The organism is Spirosoma sp. 209, from assembly GCF_002006735.1.
Classification (GTDB): Bacteria; Bacteroidota; Bacteroidia; order Cytophagales; family Spirosomataceae; genus Spirosoma; species Spirosoma sordidisoli.
On record NZ_MVEC01000004.1, the window covers coordinates 122,265 to 139,339 of the forward strand.

Here is a 17,075-nt window from a genome sequence, read left to right on the forward strand (position 1 = left end):
GAGGCTCAGTGCGGGAAAGTGCAATTTGTTAATTACCTTAGCGGCCCAAATACCCGTTGAAACAGAGCGTTCCGGAACGGGCTTTATACGTATATGGAGTTTACAGTTAAGCAGATCGCTATGCTGCTGGATGGCGAGGTTGCCGGCAACGAAAGTTTGGCAATCAGTAAGTTAGCCAAAATAGAGGAAGGACAGCCAGGCGACATTTCGTTTCTGTCTAATCTCAAATACGAGCCACATCTCTATACGACCCGGGCTTCGGCGGTTATTGTTGACCGTTCGTTTCAGCCTAAACGCCCGGTATCGTCGGCTCTTATTTTTGTAGAAAATTCCTACTCTGCCTTTACCCGCCTTCTCGAAGAGTATCATAAGCAGATTAGTTTTGCCCGGATGGGGGTCGAAGAGCCATCGTACCTGGGCGAAGGAAGCCAGATCGGCGACCAGATCTACCGGGGGGCTTTCTCCTACATCGGCCGGAACTGCCAGATCGGTAAAAACGTCAAGATTTATCCACACACCTATGTGGGTAACAACGTGCGGATCGGTGATAACACTATTCTGCAGGCTGGCGTCCGGATTATGGACAACTGCGTGATCGGGAATTTCTGCGTGCTGCACCCCAACGTCGTTATCGGCAGCGAAGGCTTCGGCTTTGCGCCCCAGGCCGACGGCTCGTACAAGACCATACCGCAGCTGGGTAACGTCATCATCGAAGACTTTGTCAACATCGGTGCCGGCACGACCATCGACTGCGCCACGCTGGGGTCGACAATTATTCGCCAGGGAGTTAAGCTGGATAACCTGATCCAGATTGCCCATAACGTCGAGATTGGCCGGAATACCGTCATTGCTGCCCAAACGGGCATTGCCGGATCGACCAAAATCGGAGAAAATTGCGTTATAGCCGGACAGGTCGGCTTTGCCGGTCACCTGACCATTGCCAACAACACCAAAGTAGGCGCTCAGTCGGGCGTTGGTAAGAACATTACCGAAGAGGGAACCTCGCTGAACGGGTCGCACGCCTTCCTGCTGCGCGACAACATGCGCTCGCAGGCTATATTCCGCCGATTACCCGATCTTGACCGGCGGGTCAGTGAACTCGAGAAAAAGAACAATAAATAGTTTTCAGGTTTCGGGCATCGGTCCTGTTCGGGGCTGAAGTCGACAAACGCATCCACTGAAAACGGAAACGCATGAATACCAAACAACAGACCATTCAGAAATCCATATCGGTATCGGGTGTGGGCCTGCATACGGGCGTCTCGGCTACGATGACGTTTCTGCCCGCGCCCACCAACCATGGCTATAAATTTCAGCGTGTCGACCTGCCCGGCCAGCCCATCGTGGACGCCGATGTAGATAACGTGGTAGACCTGTCGCGGGGAACGACCCTCGAGCAAAGTGGTGCCCGGATTCATACCGTAGAACACACCCTGGCGGCTCTGGTTGGTTTACAGATCGATAACGTGCTGATTCAGCTGGATGGTCCCGAGCCGCCCATCATGGATGGCTCGTCGATTCAGTTCATCGAGGCTCTCCGCAGCGCCGGTATCGAAGAGCAGAACGCCCAGCGTAACTACTTCGAAGTGAGCGAGTACGTTCACTACCGCAATGCCGAAAAAGACATCGAACTGGCCGCCCTGCCGCTGGACGATTACCGGCTGACGGTTATGGTCGACTATAACTCGCGCGTGATCAGCAGCCAGCACGCCTATCTGAACGACATCAGCCAGTTTCCCGAGCAGATCGCCAACTGCCGGACGTTCGTGTTCCTGCACGAGCTCGAAGCGCTCTACAAGCAGAACCTGATCAAAGGGGGTGACCTCACCAACGCGATCGTGATCGTAGACCGCGAGGTTAACGATGGCGAACTGGACTACCTGGCCGACCTGCTGCACAAGTCGAAGGTAGGCGTCAACAAGCGGGAAGGCATTCTGAACAACCTGGAGCTGCACTACCCCAACGAAATGGCCCGCCATAAACTGCTCGACATGGTGGGCGATCTGGCGCTGATTGGCCGGCCCATCAAAGCGCAGATCCTGGCGGCCCGGCCCGGCCATGCAGCCAACGTTGCCTTCGCCAAAAAAATAAAAAAACTGATGCTCAAAAACGCGGCTAATCAGGTGCCTAAGTACGATGCTACCCAACCGCCGGTTCTGGACATCAACCGAATTTCGCAGTTGCTGCCCCACCGCTACCCGTTTCAGATGATCGATAAAATCATCGCGCTGGACGAGAATAGCGTGGTTGGTATCAAAAATGTGACCATGAATGAGCCGTTCTTCCCGGGCCATTTTCCGGGAAACCCAGTTATGCCGGGGGTAATGCAGCTGGAAGCGATGGCTCAGACGGGTGGTATTCTGGTACTGAGTACGGTACCTGATCCTGAAAATTACTGGCCCTTTCTGGTCGGTATCGAAAATTGCCGGTTTCGGCGCAACGTTCTGCCGGGCGATACCGTAATCTTTCGGTGTGAGTTCACCACACCCATGAAACGGGGTATCGTGAAAATGCAGGGCCGGGGGTACGTCAACAACCAGCTGGTTTGCGAAGCCGACATGATTGCCAGTCTGGTTAAAAAGAAATGATGAACGATGAATGATACCTGATGAGGAGCCATATCGCTGGTTTTCATCATGCTGCCCGGCTGGGCAAATCATTCGCTGAGGTTCCGACGGGTTCCCCTATCATTCATCGTTTATCATTCATCATTAGAAGAACATGATTCAACCATTAGCGTACATACACCCCGAAGCCAAGATTGCGCACAATGTGGTGATTGAGCCGTTTGCTATTATTCACAAGGATGTTGAAATTGGAGAGGGGACGTGGATTGGTTCGCACGCGGTTATCAACGAAGGTGCCCGTATTGGCCGTAACTGCCGAATTTATCCGGGCGCGGTCATCTCGTCCATTCCGCAGGATCTCAAGTTCAGAAACGAGTACACGCGGACGTTCATTGGCGACAACACGACTATTCGTGAATACGCCACCATCAGCCGCGGTACCGAAGAACACTGGAAAACGGAGATCGGCGCCAACTGCCTCATCATGGCCTACGCGCACGTAGCCCACGACTGCCGCATCGGTAATCACTGCATTCTGACCAACAACGTCCAGATGGCCGGCCACGTGTACATGGGCGACTGGGCCATTATCGGCGGGTCGAGTTCGGTACTTCAGTTCACAAAAATCGGTGCGCACGCCATGATTTCGGGCGGGTCGCTGGTCCGGAAAGACGTGCCGCCCTACACGAAAGCCGCTCGTGAGCCGCTGTCCTATACGGGCATCAACTCGATCGGTCTCCGTCGGCGTGGGTTCGACAATGACCGCATCAACGAAATTCAGGAAATATACCGCTATATCTACCTGCGTGGCCTGAACAACGCCGATGCGCTGACGCAGATCGAACTCGAATTGCCGCCATCGGATGAGCGCGACGAGATCGTTAATTTCATCCGTTCGTCCGAGCGGGGCATCATGAAAGGACCGACCTCATCGGGTACCGAACGCGAATAAAGCATACCAAAACCACCACGAATGGATAGAGACGCCACCCGGCGATCACTGTCCATTCTTTATTTCACCACCACCGTAGTTCATGTCATTTACCATGGCCCGTGAGGACGAGAACCACGGTGGTGTGGTGTCGTAGAGACGCAACCCTTTGCGTCTCCTATCCGGATGGTATTGCTGTCGCATAAGTGGTCCGTGAGGACACGGACCACGGTGAGAAGAGGAAAACGACATAACAGTCGAATTATGGTCATCAGAGCGGATCAGGTTGGGAAAAAATACCGGAAAGAGTGGATCTTTCGGCGGGTCGATCTGACGTTTACGGCCGGAACGAGCTATACCTTCGTCGGACCGAACGGGAGCGGTAAATCGACGCTGCTGCAGCTGCTGGCCGGTAGTTTACCCATGACCGAAGGGAAGCTTACCTATAGCCTCAACGGAAAAGACCTGGATCCCGATAACTGGTTCCGGCATATCAGCCTGGCTGCCCCCTATCTGGAGCTGATCGAGGAGCTGACGCTGGATGAGCTGCTGCAGTTCCACCAGACATTCAAGCCGTTCAAGGCGGGGCTGACAACCGACCTGGTAGCCGATCGGCTGCTGCTGAGCCACGCCCGCCATAAAGAAGTCAAGTATTTCTCATCGGGGATGAAACAGCGGGTGAAACTCGGCCTGGCGTTCTTCTCCGACTCGCCGGTCGTTATCCTCGATGAACCCACGGCTAACCTCGACCGGCAGGGGGCGGCCTGGTACCACGAACAGGTACGCCAGCTTGGCCCCACCCAGTTGCTGATTATAGGCTCCAACATTCCCGACGAATACGACTTTTGTCCGAACGTTATGGACGTAATGCGCTGGAAGTGAGTTCGGGTGACTGTCTCCGCTGCGCCGACTGCCTATTTTCCTATGTTGTTACTTCATAGATAAGCGACTACTTGCCTAACTATTTAGGGATGGGCTTGTTTGTAAAGCAAACACACGGGATTATGGAACATTCACTGGCTGGAAAAACAGCGCTCGTTACGGGAGCCGCTTCGGGGATCGGGAAAGCCATTGCTCTGCTTTATGGACAACATGGTGCGAACGTGCTGGTGTCGGATATCGATGCCGAAAAAGGGCAGGTTGTCGTCGAACAGATCAAGGGAATGGACGTGCAGGCGCATTTCGTGCTGGCCGACGTAGGCGACCCCGCCGAGTGCCAGCGGCTGGTGAACGAAGCCGTCAATCGCTATGGCAAACTGGATATTGCCTGCAACAACGCCGGTATCGGGGGTGAGCTGAACAAGACCGCCGACTATAGCCTGGAAGGGTGGCAGACCATTATCAACATCAACCTGAACAGCGTTTTCTATTGCCTCAAATACCAGCTGGCGCAGATGGCCAAACAGGGTAGTGGGGTAGTGGTAAACATGGCCTCTATCCTGGGGCAGGTGGGTACCCCCAACTCGCCGGGGTATGTAGCGGCCAAACACGGCGTCGTTGGACTGACCAAAACCGCGGCTCTAGAATACGCAGCATCCGGCATTCGGGTCAACGCCGTTGGCCCTGCCTACATCGATACCCCCTTGCTGTCGGTACTGCCCGCCGACGCCCGGCAGCAACTCATCAGTATGCATCCCATCGGTCGACTGGGTAAGTCGGACGAGGTCGCTGAGCTGGTTATCTGGCTCTCGTCCGATAAAGCCTCCTTCGTAACGGGTTCGTACTACCCGGTCGATGGCGGTTACCTGGCGCAGTAATAAACTGGAAATAAACATGGGGCTGACCCGGCATATTACCTGCCGGGCCAGCCCTATTGCTTAAGCATCGTTTCGCAATACCTCCAGGGGCGGCCGGACCAGCACTTCGCGGCTGTTGAAAACCCCGATCAGGATCGTCAGCGTGGTGACTACGGCGGCTACGATAGCCAGTGGGGTAAGATCGGGTCGGAAAGCTACCTCGAACACAAACTGCGCCAGCGCCCAGGTGCCCAGCAACGAGAGCAGGATACCGGCCAGAGCCGCCAGCATACCCAGCAACCCGTATTCGAGCGCCGTTATCCGCAGAATCTGGTTGCGGCTGGCCCCGAGGGTCCGCAATAGGACGCTTTCGCGCAGGCGCTGGTATTTGCTGATGATGACCGAGCTGGCCAGCACCAGCAGGCCCGTCAGGATGCTGAACAGCGCCATGAACCGGATAACGAACGAGATTTGATCGAGAATCTCGTCGATCGTCTTCAGCACGAGGCCCAGATCGATGGCCGAGACGTTGGGAAACCGGCTGACCAGCTCCCGCTGCAACATGGCCGACACTTCGTTACTCGGAACCCGGGTCATCAGGACGTGGAACTGCGGAGCCTGTTCGAGTACGCCCGACGGAAAGACAACCAGAAAATTAGGCTGCACCCGGTTCCATTCCACCTCGCGGGTGCCGCCTACGATGGTCTGGACAGGTGCTCCCTGTACGTTAAACGTCAGCGTATCGCCAATTTTCAGGTGCATGCGGTCGAGGTAGGCTTTTTCGAACGATATATACGGGAGGCCATTGGCCTGATAGGGTACCTTCCCGGCGGTCAGCTTCTCCGACGAGATGAGCGAGTCGCGGTACGTAACCCGGTATTCGCGCATCATGGCCCAGTCCGGTATTTTCAGGCTGGTGTCTTTCCGGATGGCTTCGGGGGTAAGGCCGTTGATGGTGGCGAGCCGCATAGTTACCACCGGCACCTGCTCCAGCACGGGCAGCTTCTGCTGGACCACCAGCGAGCGAACGCCGGCCAGCTGTTCATTCTGTATGTCGAACAGCACCATATTTGGCTGCTTGCCACTGGCCGACAGTTCGACCCGGTTCAGCAGGAGTCCCTGGGTCAGGTAGAGCGTAGAGATCAGGAAAGCCCCCAGTCCCACGGCCGTGACTAGTATCAGGGTCTGGTTGTTGGGGCGGTACAGGTTGGCCAGACTTTGCCGCCAGGTATAACTCCACGAAGCCGGGAAGAACCGCCGAACGAGCCAGATCAGGCCCAGGCCCAGCCCCGTCAGCGCGCCAAAGGCTACAGCCATGCCGCCCGTGAAGCCGAGCGCCAGGGTAAGACTACGGGTTTGCCAGTAGGAGAAGCCAACGATAAAGCCCAGCACCAGCAGGTACACCAGCCACCGCAGCGGGTCGCGGCCCGACAGGTCATCTTCATAGCTGGTACGCAGCGTGCGCAGGGGCGATACGTTTCGGATGGCCAGCAGCGGCAGCAGCGAAAACAGGACCGAGATGAGCAGGCCTGTGCCGATACCACTCACGATGGCGGCCCCCGACAGGCCCGTCTCGACCGCTACCGGCAGAAAATCGCTGAACACCCGCGGTAGTACGAGTTGAACGACCGAGCCCAGCACCGCGCCGATCGCGGCCCCCAGCAGCCCCATCAGAGCGGTCTGGATGAGGTAGATCAGCAGGGCCTGCCGGCCGCTGGCTCCGAGGGTCCGTAGGATGGCTACGGAAGCTATCTTTTCTTTGACGTACAGCTGCACCGCACTCGCTACCCCAACGCAGCCCAGCAGCAGGGCCACAAAGGCTACCAGGCTGAGGTATTTGGTCAGGTCGGCAAAGGAGCGGCCGGTCTGCTGCTTGCGCGCCGTTACGGTATCGTAGTTGACGCCTTCCTTGTCCAGACGGCCCGAAATGGTTTTGACGTACGCGCCTACGTCGGTGCCGGCCGGAAACTGGTAGTAGTATTTATAGGCGATCCGGCTGCCGCGCTGCAGCAGGCCCGTCTGGTTCAGGTACTTGTTGGGAATAAAAACGGTAGGGGCTACGGTCGTGGTGATGGCGGCCTGACCGGGGGTTTTCAGCACGCGGCCAGCGATCAGGAAAGAAAGGGTTCCGACCCGAACCGAGTCGCCGGGCTGCGCACCCAGTTGAACCAGCAGCGCATCGTCGACCAGGGCTACGCGGCTGCTGGCCTGCCGAAACGCCTGGACGGCCGCCAGCGGCTCTACCTCCCAGGTCCCATAATACGGAAACCCGCCTTCAAGCCCTTTGACCTGCGCCAGCCGTACCCCGCCCGTTTTCGGGATAGAGACCAGCGACGGAAACGACACTTCGTACGAGCGGCTGCGCCCCATGGTCTGGGCCAGCTGCACCGTTCGGCGCGAAGGCGGGCGCGTCCACGACAGGGTCAGGTCGGCGCCCAGCAGTTCACGGGCCTGCCCGTCGATGCTGCGTGCCAGGTTGTCGCCAAACGAGTTGATGGCTACCAGAGCGGCAATACCGAGCACAATGGCCGACATGAAAAGCAGCAAACGCTGTCGGCTCCGGCGGCTGTCGCGCCAGGCCATGTTAAAAAGCCAAAGCATGTATCAGGAGCGAAAGAGTGAATTAGTCGGGTAACACGGTGGGCGCCGGGGTGCTAACCGGCTGGCCCGAGTCGGAGACAACGGCTCCACCCCGGATGCGGATAACGCGCTGGGTGCGGGCGGCCAGTTCGAGGTCGTGGGTAACGAGAACGAGCGTCGTGCCGGCTTCGCGGTTGAGTTCGAAGAGCAGGTCGACCACCGTGTCGCTGGTGTCGGCGTCGAGGTTACCGGTGGGTTCGTCGGCGAAGAGCAGTTTGGGCCGGTTGGCAAAGGCGCGCGCCAGCGACACCCGCTGCTGTTCACCGCCCGAAAGCTGGGTCGGGTAGTGGTGACCGCGCTGCCCCAGCCCAACCCGGTCGAGCAGGGCCTGAGCGGCTTTCTGCGCTCCGCGTTCGCCCCGCAGTTCGAGCGGCACCATCACGTTTTCGAGGGCGGTGAGGGTCGGCAGCAGCTGGAAATTCTGGAAGATAAAGCCCACATGCTCATTCCGGACGGCGGCCCGCTGGTCTTCGCTGAGGGTATCGAGCCGGATGTCGTTCAGATACACGCTACCCGACGAGGCCCGGTCCAGACCGGCACACAAACCGAGCAGGGTCGTTTTGCCGCTGCCCGATGGCCCTACAATAGAAAACGTATCGCCCGGCTCGAGGGTGAAGTTGACCCCGTGTAAAACGGTCAGGTCGCGGCCCCCGCTCCGGTAAGTCTTGGTGAGATTTTCGACGTGCAGAATGCTCATGGAACAAAGAGCTAGTGTTTATTGATTACACACAGAGGCACCGGGAACGTAACGCTTCTGCTGGGTTTCGCTGCGTTCTCGGTGCCTCTGTGTGTAATCAAAACCGAATACATTCCTATGAAGTTCTTGAGAACGAGGCAAACCCTGGCTTCTGTGACGAGCGGTCTGATACTAGGCGTAGCGGTTTGGGGCTGTGGGTCGTCGGATAAAAAAGACGATGCCACTACCGCCCCGACCACGGCGAACGCGCCCGCAGCGACGACGGCTGCGGCTCCTTCGGCTAAGCGCGTCATTCTGTTCTACGGCAACAGCCTCACGGCCGGGTACGGGGTAGAGCCGTCGCAGGCGTTTCCGGCCCTGATTGGTCAGAAGATCGACTCGCTCGGGTTGAACTACCAGGTTGTCAATGCCGGACTCAGTGGCGAAACCACCGCCGGGGGCAAGAGCCGGATCGGCTGGGTCATGCGTCAGCCCGTTTCGGTATTCGTGCTCGAACTGGGGGGCAACGACGGTCTGCGCGGGTTGCCGCTCAGCTCGACCCGTCAGAACCTGCAGGCCATCATGGATACCGTCCGGCGCAAAAGCCCCGACGCAACGATCGTGCTGGCCGGTATGCAGATACCGCCGAATATGGGTGCCGACTACACCCGCGAATTTAGGGATTTGTTCAAAGAACTGGCCGACAAAAATAAAGCGGTGCTGATTCCGTTTTTGCTCGAAGGCGTAGGGGGTGTACCAAAGCTGAACCAGCCCGACGGCATCCATCCCACCCCCGCCGGTCATAAGATCGTGGCCAATACGGTCTGGGGTATTCTGGAACCGGTATTGCGAAAAGAAGCTCAATAAAACAGGCCGGGGCCGTCAGCTGACGGCCCCGGCCTGTTTTTAGAAGGGATACCCCACACCTATGTTGAAGACCAGATTCTGTTTGCGCCAGTTGCTGTCGCGCAGGTTGATCTGGTTAATGACCCATTCGCTGCCGTCGACCTTGTACGGTTTGCGCAGCGGGGTGGCCAGGTCCAGCCGAATCAGGAAGTACGACAGATCGATCCGGATACCGGCTCCGGTACCGATAGCCACCTGCTCATAAAACTGTTTGGTGAACTGGGCCTCCGGACCAAATACGTTGATGGCGTAATAAGACCAGATATTACCGGCGTCGACAAACACGGCGCCCTCTACGTACTTGTTGAATTTCAGCCGCAGTTCCGTATTGGCTTCCAGCCGGATATCGCCCCCGCCGTCCTGGGTGATGAGCACGTTCTGCAGGGTATCGCGGGTGAACAGGCCGGGGCCGATGGCGCGGGGCCGGAAGGCGCGAATACTGTTGCTGCCGCCCACAAAATACTGACGGATCAACGGCAGCGACATATCCCGCGAGTTGCCGTAGGGCAGGCCGACGCCCACAAAAAGCCGGTTGGCCCAGGTAAGGTTCGAACCCAGCCGCCGGTAAACCCGGGCGTCGGCATCGAAACGGACGTACTGGGCAAAGGGAACGTTGAAAATAACCTTGTCGCCGTTTTCGTCGCGCTTGTTGAACAGCAGATTGGCGAGGTTACCCGCCACTTCGATGTTGGAGGTCAGCCGGAAGGTGGTGGGCGAGACCGTACGGGGTGACGAGTTGTAGTTAAACGTGTAGAGCGAACTGAGGATCAGCTGTTTGGACCGTTGTATGTTAACCAGCTGCCGAAAGATGAACGGGTTCTCGACGGCCGAGTCGATAAAGGCCTGGCTGATGTTCGAAGGCAGCACATAGGTGGCATTGAACGGCTGAAACGAATGCTCGATCTGCTGATTCTGCCGCCATGAGTAACCAAAGGTGGTCTGAAACGAATTGAGACTGTAGAGGTTGCCGCGGATAATGGTCTGATACCCAAGGGTGACGTTTGTTTTGGGCAGGGCCCGCTGGCGCTCATCCTGACGGAACCGGATGGGGCTGACCAGCCGCGGAAAACTCAGCAGTGCTTCGAGGCCATAGCGGTAATTCGTTATGCCCTGATTGCCCGCGTTGACCTGAAATTCGATACCGGCGTTGGCGTTGATGGTCAGTAGTTCGGCCCGTTTGAGTGCGTTACGGTTGCGCCAGCTCAGGGTAAGCTGCGAACCGGTAAAGTTGTTGGAGCGCGAGGTGCCGTCGATTTCGAGCCGGACCGATTTGGTCGGGTAGGGCGTCAGGTAATAATGCACGTCGAGAACGGCCGAGTCGCCCTGCTGGTCGGGGTCGAAGCGGTTCCGGACAAACTTGAACGCGCCGACGTTCACGAACCGCGACAGCGTCAGATCCTGCGCCCGGCTGTTGTAGCGTTTGCCCGGCAGTACGGTTACGATATCGCGGAACAGCTTGGGGTTGAAGTGGTTGGTCGAATCGACAACGTTGAACCGATTTTCGGGGGTCTGGTAGGCCTGCTGCCGGTTGGTGTCGCGCTGAGCCGTTGACAGGTTGTAGTTCGGGTAGATGAAGACGTTCCGGATCGAGTACGGCACGCCGGCTGCAGCGGGCATCTCCGGCTTGATGTACATGTACAAATCAGTCCGGTGAGCAGCTGAGTCGTTGTCGGCTAGGGCCGCTACGTAATCGGGCAGGAAGTAATAAAACCCGCGCTGTTTCATGTACTGACCGATGCGTTCCCGTTCCAGTTTGATGGCGTCGAGCTGGTACGGAATGCCTTTTTTGAGTAACGTCCGACGGGCCGATGTCATGAAATTCCGGCGTGCGCTGGTGTCGCTCAGCGCCAGCGAGTCGAATACGAAGGCCACCGAATCAATGTAAAAACGGGGTTTCAGCTGCACCGTATAAACCCCTCGGGCTTTGTAACCTTCTTCTTTCAGCTCGCCCGTTACCTGCGAGTCGAAATATCCTTCGTTCTGCATCCGAGCCTCCCAGACCGGAATACTCGACGAAATAGCCTTGGCACTCGCGAAGACGGGCTCCTGTCCGAATTTCCGGCGGAACCAGGCTCTGAACCCGTTCTTGCTGCGGGGTTCGCCGAAGAGGTAATAAGCCGCTACTTTCCAGGGGTACCCCAGGAGCTGTTTGTTGGGCCGGGGCCGGGCCAGGGCCGTCAGTTGCTCTTCCATCGCATCCTGTTCCGACTCGGACACGGTGGAGTCGGCCTGCATTACAATATCGGTGCCCATGTAGAGCCGTTCGTTGGGCGGCAGCCGCTTGGCCACGTTACAGGCGTTCAGGGTAATCAGCAACAGCACAAACAGAGCCGGACCCCTGTAGGGCCAGATACCGGCTCGATCTATGGTGGGGAAACTCATTTTCATATACGTCAATTCAGGGCGGCACCGGGCGACCGGCGAAAAATGTCGGAGAAGGTGTTGTAATCGACCGTGATGATAAAGCCAATGCCCGTTTCGATCACGTACCCATCCAGTACCGCCTGGTAGTCGTTACGGCGGTAGCCACGCAGTACATAGCGGCCATCGCGCGTAATGGTGTAGTTCACCGACAGGTTGTCAAACACTTCGCTCGGATTGCGGGTGGTGCTCTTGGCCGCGTTTTCGAGTACGAAGTTCCGGCCGACCGACACCGTAACCCGACCCTCCAGAAAACTCCGCGACAGCCCCACGTTCAGGTCAGTGCGGGCGCCGTTGGTCAGACCACCGGTGTTGGCGCTGCCCGTTTGCGAGAGCAGGTCGAGGTCAACGTCGAAGCCTTTCAGCACGCCCGACGCCAGCCGGCCCAGCTGCTCGGACAGGAGCTTGCTGACGCTATTTCGCGCTACGCCCTCGGCCTGGGTGTCGAGCCCGCCCGACGAGCCACCCGAGAAAAAGTCGGAGGTGTTTTCGGGCAGGAACCGGTTCAGAATCAGCAGCGCGAATACCTGCTTGTTAATCTGCGACTGATCCTGCCGCAGCGTCTTCAGCTTGTTCTCGATCGTGGTGGCAAAGGGGCTGTTGGCCGCGCTGGTGCTGCCGTCCTCAATTTCGGGCAGCCGGATGTCGAAGTCCAGCTTGGGCCGGGCCAGGTTGTCGCTGATCGATAGGGCCACCTGGAAGGGTAGTTTCCGCTTGATCGCATTGGCATCGACCGTTGTCGATTCGTTCCCGATCAAATCCGCGGGCGACACCGCCACGTCGTAGAGCGCGGTCATGTTGATATCGGCCCGGAGCGGATCGCCGGAGAAGTTGATATAGCCGCCTTTCTGGATTTTGAACTGCCGTTTCAGCACCTGATAGGTCAGCGAATATTCGCCTTCGGTAACGTCGTAGCGGCCCAGCACCGTGATTTGACCGGCAGCGTTGACGCCCACGTTGAGCCGGGCATTGCCGCGGGCGCGCAGGTAGTCGCCGTTGAGCTCATCGACCACAATGGTCAGCTCCGATTTTTCGTCGGCCTCCAGATCGAGCGAAATCGTTGAGTTGCTCAGCTCATCGAAAGCCAGCCGTTTGGTAGTTGTCGAGTCGGTTTTGGGTCGATAGATGTACCTTTTCAGCCCCAGCGAGTCGTTGTGGTTGATAAACGTAACAATGCCATTGGCTTCGTTGACATCGACCGATTCGTCGGGCAGAACCAGGGAGATCTTGCTGCCATCGTCGAGCCGGACTTTTCCGTTGATCGATGCGTTGGACCCCGCTCCCTTGATTCGCAGGTCGGCCGTAACGGCGGCCTGCCCGTAGGCGTAGTCGTTGTCTTTCCGGGCTGCGTTGAGTACCTGAAACTGGTTGGCCCGAACCCGCAGGTTATAGGCGGCATTGGGCAGATTCTTCAGGACCACCGTACCGTCGGTGGTCAGGGTGCGGCCCAGCGTATCGCGCACATTGAAGTCGTTGAGGGTGATGGTCTGGCCTCTGAACGACAGCTGTTCCTGATCGATGCGGTAGGTCGCGTTCAGCTGCTTGATATTGAAGGCTACCGAGTCGAAGGCCACCCGTCCGTTGGTTTGCGGATCGGTCAGCGATCCGGCCACGGTGAACTCGCCCGTCAGCTTGCCCCGGGCCTGCCGAAGCTCACCGAAACTAAACGCTTCGATGGTGCGGGCGTCCAGTCGTTTCAGGGTAACGGCCAGGTCGAGAGCCGCTTTGGGGTCTTCCGGGTTATAAAATCCGCTGACGGTAGCGTCGTTATAAGGCCCGGCCAGCACCGTGTTGACGTTAATCCGGCCGTCTGAATTGTTGCTGAAGCGGGCCGTGAGGTTACCGATCGGTTTCTGCATCACCTCCAGGCTGTCGACGTAGATCGAGCCGATGAACGACAGCTGGTTATCTTCGCCCAGGTAGTCGCGCACTACGACCGTGCCGTTCAGCTCGCCCGAGGCCAGGGTAGTGTCCTGCTGCGCCAGCCGTGCCAGATACCCCAGCTCCACGGCCCGGGTGGTGATGCGGATGGGGGCGTTGCCGTAAGGCTCGGTGCTGCTGACCTCCAGCGACTGCGGACCCGAGTCGAGCCGCAGGCGGTTGATCAGCACGCCGTCGTTTCCGTACTGGGCGAAGCCGCTGGTGTCGGTATCCCAGCGTTCGTAGTTGGTGAGCAGGCCGTTGGGCGCAAACTGAAAGCGGTAGTTTTTGTCGACGATACTGAGCGTGCCGGCCAGCCCGAACCGGTCTTTATCGACCGAGTCTTTGTTGACTATGGCAAACCGGAGCCGGTTGTTGGCGGCCGTTCCGGTAATGTCGGTTTCGCGCAGCGTCAGACCGTCGTACAGAATCCCGTTGATCGTCCCGTTCAGGCTCAGCTCGTTGTTAACGGCCTGCATAGCCAGTGTGACGCCCTGGATGGTGGTCGTATCGTAGACGATGGTACCCGTCCGGATGGTGGCCGACAGGGTGGTGTCGCGGGTTGAACCGGTCAGGCTACCGGCCGGGTTGGCGTTGTCGAGGTAGGCCGTCAGCTGAACCGTGTCGAGCCGTGTCAGGGCTGGTACAAACGCCTGAAAAAGCGGGTTCTGGTACGCTTTGAGGCCGACCTGGAACGCGTAGGGGGGCGGAATGGTCTTGTACGTCAGATCCGGTATGGCGATGTAGCGGCTGATTTCGCTGGCTACGATATCGTACAGTTGGGCGTACTCAAACTGACCGTTCAGGGTTAGCCGGGCGCCCGGCACCTGAGCCAGCACCCGCTTCGTATTCCCGTTAGCGGCCAGCCGGGCGTAGAGCGAGTCGACAGGGTAGCTTTTTCCGTTCAGCGTAATCACTGCGTCGGCGGCTTCGACCGTACCGACGGGCCGGGCCGGATCGGTCGAAGCCATATCGAGAATAATCCGGCCTTTGACCGACAGCGGGTCGTTGTACAACTTAAGCGGTTGCAGGTTCAGCTCGTTAATGACAGCCTGGCCGGTTACGCTCGGAAAGCCAGCCTCCGGCGCGGTCAGGTTCTTCAGTCCGACTTTCATGTCCAGGTTCAGGCTGGCGTTCGGGTCGCGGAGCGTGCCGACGATATCGAGCAGGCCGTTGGCCAGCCGACCTTCGGCGACGAGGTTCTGATAGCGGTAGCCGGTCAGCTCGGCCGACTGTACGTTGACATCGAAACGGGTCGTCAGCGTGTTGACGTCGAGCCCCCGGCCATCTACCGTAGCGCGTCCGGTCAGTTTGCCTACGGTACCGGTTTGTTTGGTCCACTTGCCCGCGTCGAAATCCTGGAGGTCGAGGGTGCCTTTGTAGGTCTGGTTTTTTCCGGTCACGAATCCGGCCAGTCGCCCGTCGAACGCGGCCGACCCCCAGTCGGTCCGCAGATTGGCGTCGATAATCAGATCGTTCAGTTGGCCCTGGAGCCGCCCCGTCAGGTCGAAATCCGGCGGCAGGTCGATGCTGGACGGAATCGACCCTTTGGGTGCCAGCTGGTTGATGTCGGCCAGGCGGGTCGTAGCCTCCCGGATGGTCAGGTCAACACCCAGCCGTTCGGGGTCGGTTACGTTGGTCAGCCGGCCGCCCATGCGCAGGTGCGTTCCCGACAGCATGTCGAGATCGAAGCGGGGCAGGTTGAGGGCCGCCAGTGTTCCCGTGGCCTGCGCGTTGGCCACGAATACGCCCTTCGGGTTACCGGCAAAGGGAGGAGTGTCGGCTAGAAAAGGCGCCAGTTGCAGCACATCGGCTACCGACAGGCGACTCTGGCGCAGGTTGACCCGCACCTGAACCCGGTTGGCAAAGCGCGGTATACTCAACTGGCCGAGCGAGTCGTAGCGCAGTATGAACTGATCGCGCAGCAGCGAGGTGGGCGTCTTGATAAGCAGGTTGGTAACCTGGGTAGTTCGGTCGGTGTAGAGCAGGTTGCCGCTCAGCTGCTGCAGGGTAAACCCGCTCGAGGCCCGGAACCGGCCGTTCCGAAGCTGCCCGCTGATCCGCTGCCCACGGGCGCCCTGGTCTTCGTACACCAGCGCCTGCCCATCGATGCCCAGGTTCTGGAGGTCGAGGTGGCCGTAGTCGAGTCCTTTTGGCTGCCGGGGCGCCGTCTCGTCGTCGTAACGGATTCGGTTGTTGGCCAGCCGAACGGTACCGAGTCGGGCAAACCAGCCGGGCGCACCGGCGCTTGTCGCGGACGAGGGTGGGGTAGTGGTGGCTTTTTTGGTCGGTTTGGTCAGGCGGGCGGCAATGTCGCCATTCTCCAGAGCGAGTGAGCGGATGCCGATCTTCTGGCCGTTCAGATAAAAATAATCCGTCTCCATGGCCAGCCGCCCCACTTTCCCCTTGGTGCTGAAGTCGGCGGTTTCAACGCGGACATCCCACTGAGCGCGGTTGACGGTCCATTTGCCCAGCCCGATGTCGAGCGAGTCGGCCGGGTCGGAGGCCGGGCTATCGGGCGTCGGCAGCCCGTTGTAAAGCCGCGTGTAAGCATTCAGTCCGTCAATGGCTACGTTCTCCAGGTGATACTGTGAGGTATACACGTCGGTCTTGACGAAGTTGGCCCGCAGGCTGTCGACATAGGCATTCACGTCGGCGCCGACCACATCATCGCGGTATTTGATTCGGACATCTTTCAGCGAAATACCCGTCAGGTTGATCGCCATGGGGGTAGCGGTGGTGTCGGCGGGTTCGGGCGCGGTACCGGTGTCGAAAGCGTTGATGAGGTACTGGAAATTAAAGGTCGTATCGGGCAACGTCCGGCTGATGGTCAGGCGTGTCCGTTCCAGCTCGATCTGGTTGATAGACGCCTTGTTGTCGAACAGCAGCCCCCACATATCGAGGTCGACGCGCATCCGGCCGCCGTTGAGCAGGGTATCGCCCTGGGGTGTTTTGAAGAAGACATCTTCCAGCTCGATGTAGTCGGGAATGCTGTAGCGGACGCGGCCGATGCGGAACGGCGACTTGATCTTTCCGGCCAGATAGCTGTTGACCTGCTTGGTAACGAGCTGCTGGCCCCAGGGCGTCGTGGCTACCAACGCCACAAAGCCCACGAGCAGGAGCACGAGGGCGAGCAGACCAAGCAGAACACGGACAAGTACTTTAGTGGCAGACATGCGTTAGATTTCCGATTGGCCAAAAACAGCCTGACGGTGTGTTGACGCAACATAACTTTTTCTGTTAACGCGCACAACCGCTAATATGTTACTAACTCCAGC

At 58.5% G+C, this 17,075-nt stretch carries 10 protein-coding genes; 6 read left to right on the plus strand and 4 right to left on the minus strand.

The window, feature by feature from the left end:
• The first annotated feature begins 93 nt into the window (after window positions 1-93).
• From lpxD to B1C80_RS08335, 5 genes are all read left to right on the plus strand, one after another.
• Window positions 94-1,122 carry a UDP-3-O-(3-hydroxymyristoyl)glucosamine N-acyltransferase gene (gene lpxD / locus B1C80_RS08315; protein ID WP_077920617.1) on the plus strand — a complete coding sequence of 343 codons (1,029 nt, stop codon included), beginning with the start codon at window positions 94-96 and terminating at the stop codon, window positions 1,120-1,122.
• Between the two features lie 71 nt (window positions 1,123-1,193).
• Entirely contained in the window at window positions 1,194-2,588 is a 1,395-nt protein-coding gene (locus B1C80_RS08320; protein ID WP_077920618.1) for a bifunctional UDP-3-O-[3-hydroxymyristoyl] N-acetylglucosamine deacetylase/3-hydroxyacyl-ACP dehydratase, read from the plus strand.
• Between the two features lie 133 nt (window positions 2,589-2,721).
• Window positions 2,722-3,519 carry an acyl-ACP--UDP-N-acetylglucosamine O-acyltransferase gene (gene lpxA, locus B1C80_RS08325; protein ID WP_077920619.1) on the plus strand — a complete coding sequence of 266 codons (798 nt, stop codon included), beginning with the start codon at window positions 2,722-2,724 and terminating at the stop codon, window positions 3,517-3,519.
• Window positions 3,520-3,762: 243 nt separating this feature from the next.
• Window positions 3,763-4,380, plus strand: a complete 618-nt coding sequence (locus B1C80_RS08330; RefSeq protein WP_201723559.1) for an ABC transporter ATP-binding protein — start codon at window positions 3,763-3,765, stop codon at window positions 4,378-4,380.
• 122 nt (window positions 4,381-4,502) lie between these two features.
• Entirely contained in the window at window positions 4,503-5,255 is a 753-nt protein-coding gene (locus B1C80_RS08335; RefSeq protein ID WP_077920620.1) for an SDR family NAD(P)-dependent oxidoreductase, read from the plus strand.
• A 60-nt stretch (window positions 5,256-5,315) separates the two neighbouring features.
• On the opposite strand, the gene B1C80_RS08340 is transcribed toward B1C80_RS08335, so the two are convergent.
• Window positions 5,316-7,835 carry an ABC transporter permease gene (locus tag B1C80_RS08340; protein ID WP_236648685.1) on the minus strand — a complete coding sequence of 840 codons (2,520 nt, stop codon included), beginning with the start codon at window positions 7,833-7,835 and terminating at the stop codon, window positions 5,316-5,318.
• Window positions 7,836-7,857: 22 nt separating this feature from the next.
• On the minus strand, window positions 7,858-8,571 hold the full coding sequence (locus B1C80_RS08345) for an ABC transporter ATP-binding protein (RefSeq protein ID WP_077920621.1): 714 nt from the start codon (window positions 8,569-8,571) through the stop codon (window positions 7,858-7,860).
• A gap of 117 nt (window positions 8,572-8,688) precedes the next feature.
• On the opposite strand from B1C80_RS08345, the gene B1C80_RS08350 reads away from it, so the two are divergent.
• On the plus strand, window positions 8,689-9,417 hold the full coding sequence (locus B1C80_RS08350; RefSeq protein WP_077920622.1) for an arylesterase: 729 nt from the start codon (window positions 8,689-8,691) through the stop codon (window positions 9,415-9,417).
• 39 nt (window positions 9,418-9,456) lie between these two features.
• Here the strand turns inward: B1C80_RS08350 and B1C80_RS08355 are convergent, their stop codons facing one another.
• Both B1C80_RS08355 and B1C80_RS08360 read right to left on the minus strand, forming a co-directional pair.
• Window positions 9,457-11,844 carry a BamA/TamA family outer membrane protein gene (locus B1C80_RS08355; RefSeq protein WP_369822683.1) on the minus strand — a complete coding sequence of 796 codons (2,388 nt, stop codon included), beginning with the start codon at window positions 11,842-11,844 and terminating at the stop codon, window positions 9,457-9,459.
• A 5-nt stretch (window positions 11,845-11,849) separates the two neighbouring features.
• Window positions 11,850-16,973: a translocation/assembly module TamB domain-containing protein gene (locus tag B1C80_RS08360; RefSeq protein ID WP_077920623.1), complete on the minus strand. Its 5,124-nt coding sequence runs from the start codon at window positions 16,971-16,973 to the stop codon at window positions 11,850-11,852.
• Window positions 16,974-17,075: the final 102 nt, after the last annotated feature.

Excerpts from the sequence above, each read along its gene's own strand:
- lpxD (WP_077920617.1), top strand. The coding sequence starts at position 94 with ATGGAGTTTACAGTTAAGCAGATCGCTATGCTGCTGGATGGCGAGGTT.
- B1C80_RS08320 (WP_077920618.1), top strand. The coding sequence starts at position 1,194 with ATGAATACCAAACAACAGACCATTCAGAAATCCATATCGGTATCGGGT.
- lpxA (WP_077920619.1), top strand. The coding sequence starts at position 2,722 with ATGATTCAACCATTAGCGTACATACACCCCGAAGCCAAGATTGCGCAC.
- B1C80_RS08330 (WP_201723559.1), top strand. The coding sequence starts at position 3,763 with ATGGTCATCAGAGCGGATCAGGTTGGGAAAAAATACCGGAAAGAGTGG.
- B1C80_RS08335 (WP_077920620.1), top strand. The coding sequence starts at position 4,503 with ATGGAACATTCACTGGCTGGAAAAACAGCGCTCGTTACGGGAGCCGCT.
- B1C80_RS08340 (WP_236648685.1), bottom strand. The coding sequence starts at position 7,835 with ATGCTTTGGCTTTTTAACATGGCCTGGCGCGACAGCCGCCGGAGCCGA.
- B1C80_RS08345 (WP_077920621.1), bottom strand. The coding sequence starts at position 8,571 with ATGAGCATTCTGCACGTCGAAAATCTCACCAAGACTTACCGGAGCGGG.
- B1C80_RS08350 (WP_077920622.1), top strand. The coding sequence starts at position 8,689 with ATGAAGTTCTTGAGAACGAGGCAAACCCTGGCTTCTGTGACGAGCGGT.
- B1C80_RS08355 (WP_369822683.1), bottom strand. The coding sequence starts at position 11,844 with ATGAAAATGAGTTTCCCCACCATAGATCGAGCCGGTATCTGGCCCTAC.
- B1C80_RS08360 (WP_077920623.1), bottom strand. The coding sequence starts at position 16,973 with ATGTCTGCCACTAAAGTACTTGTCCGTGTTCTGCTTGGTCTGCTCGCC.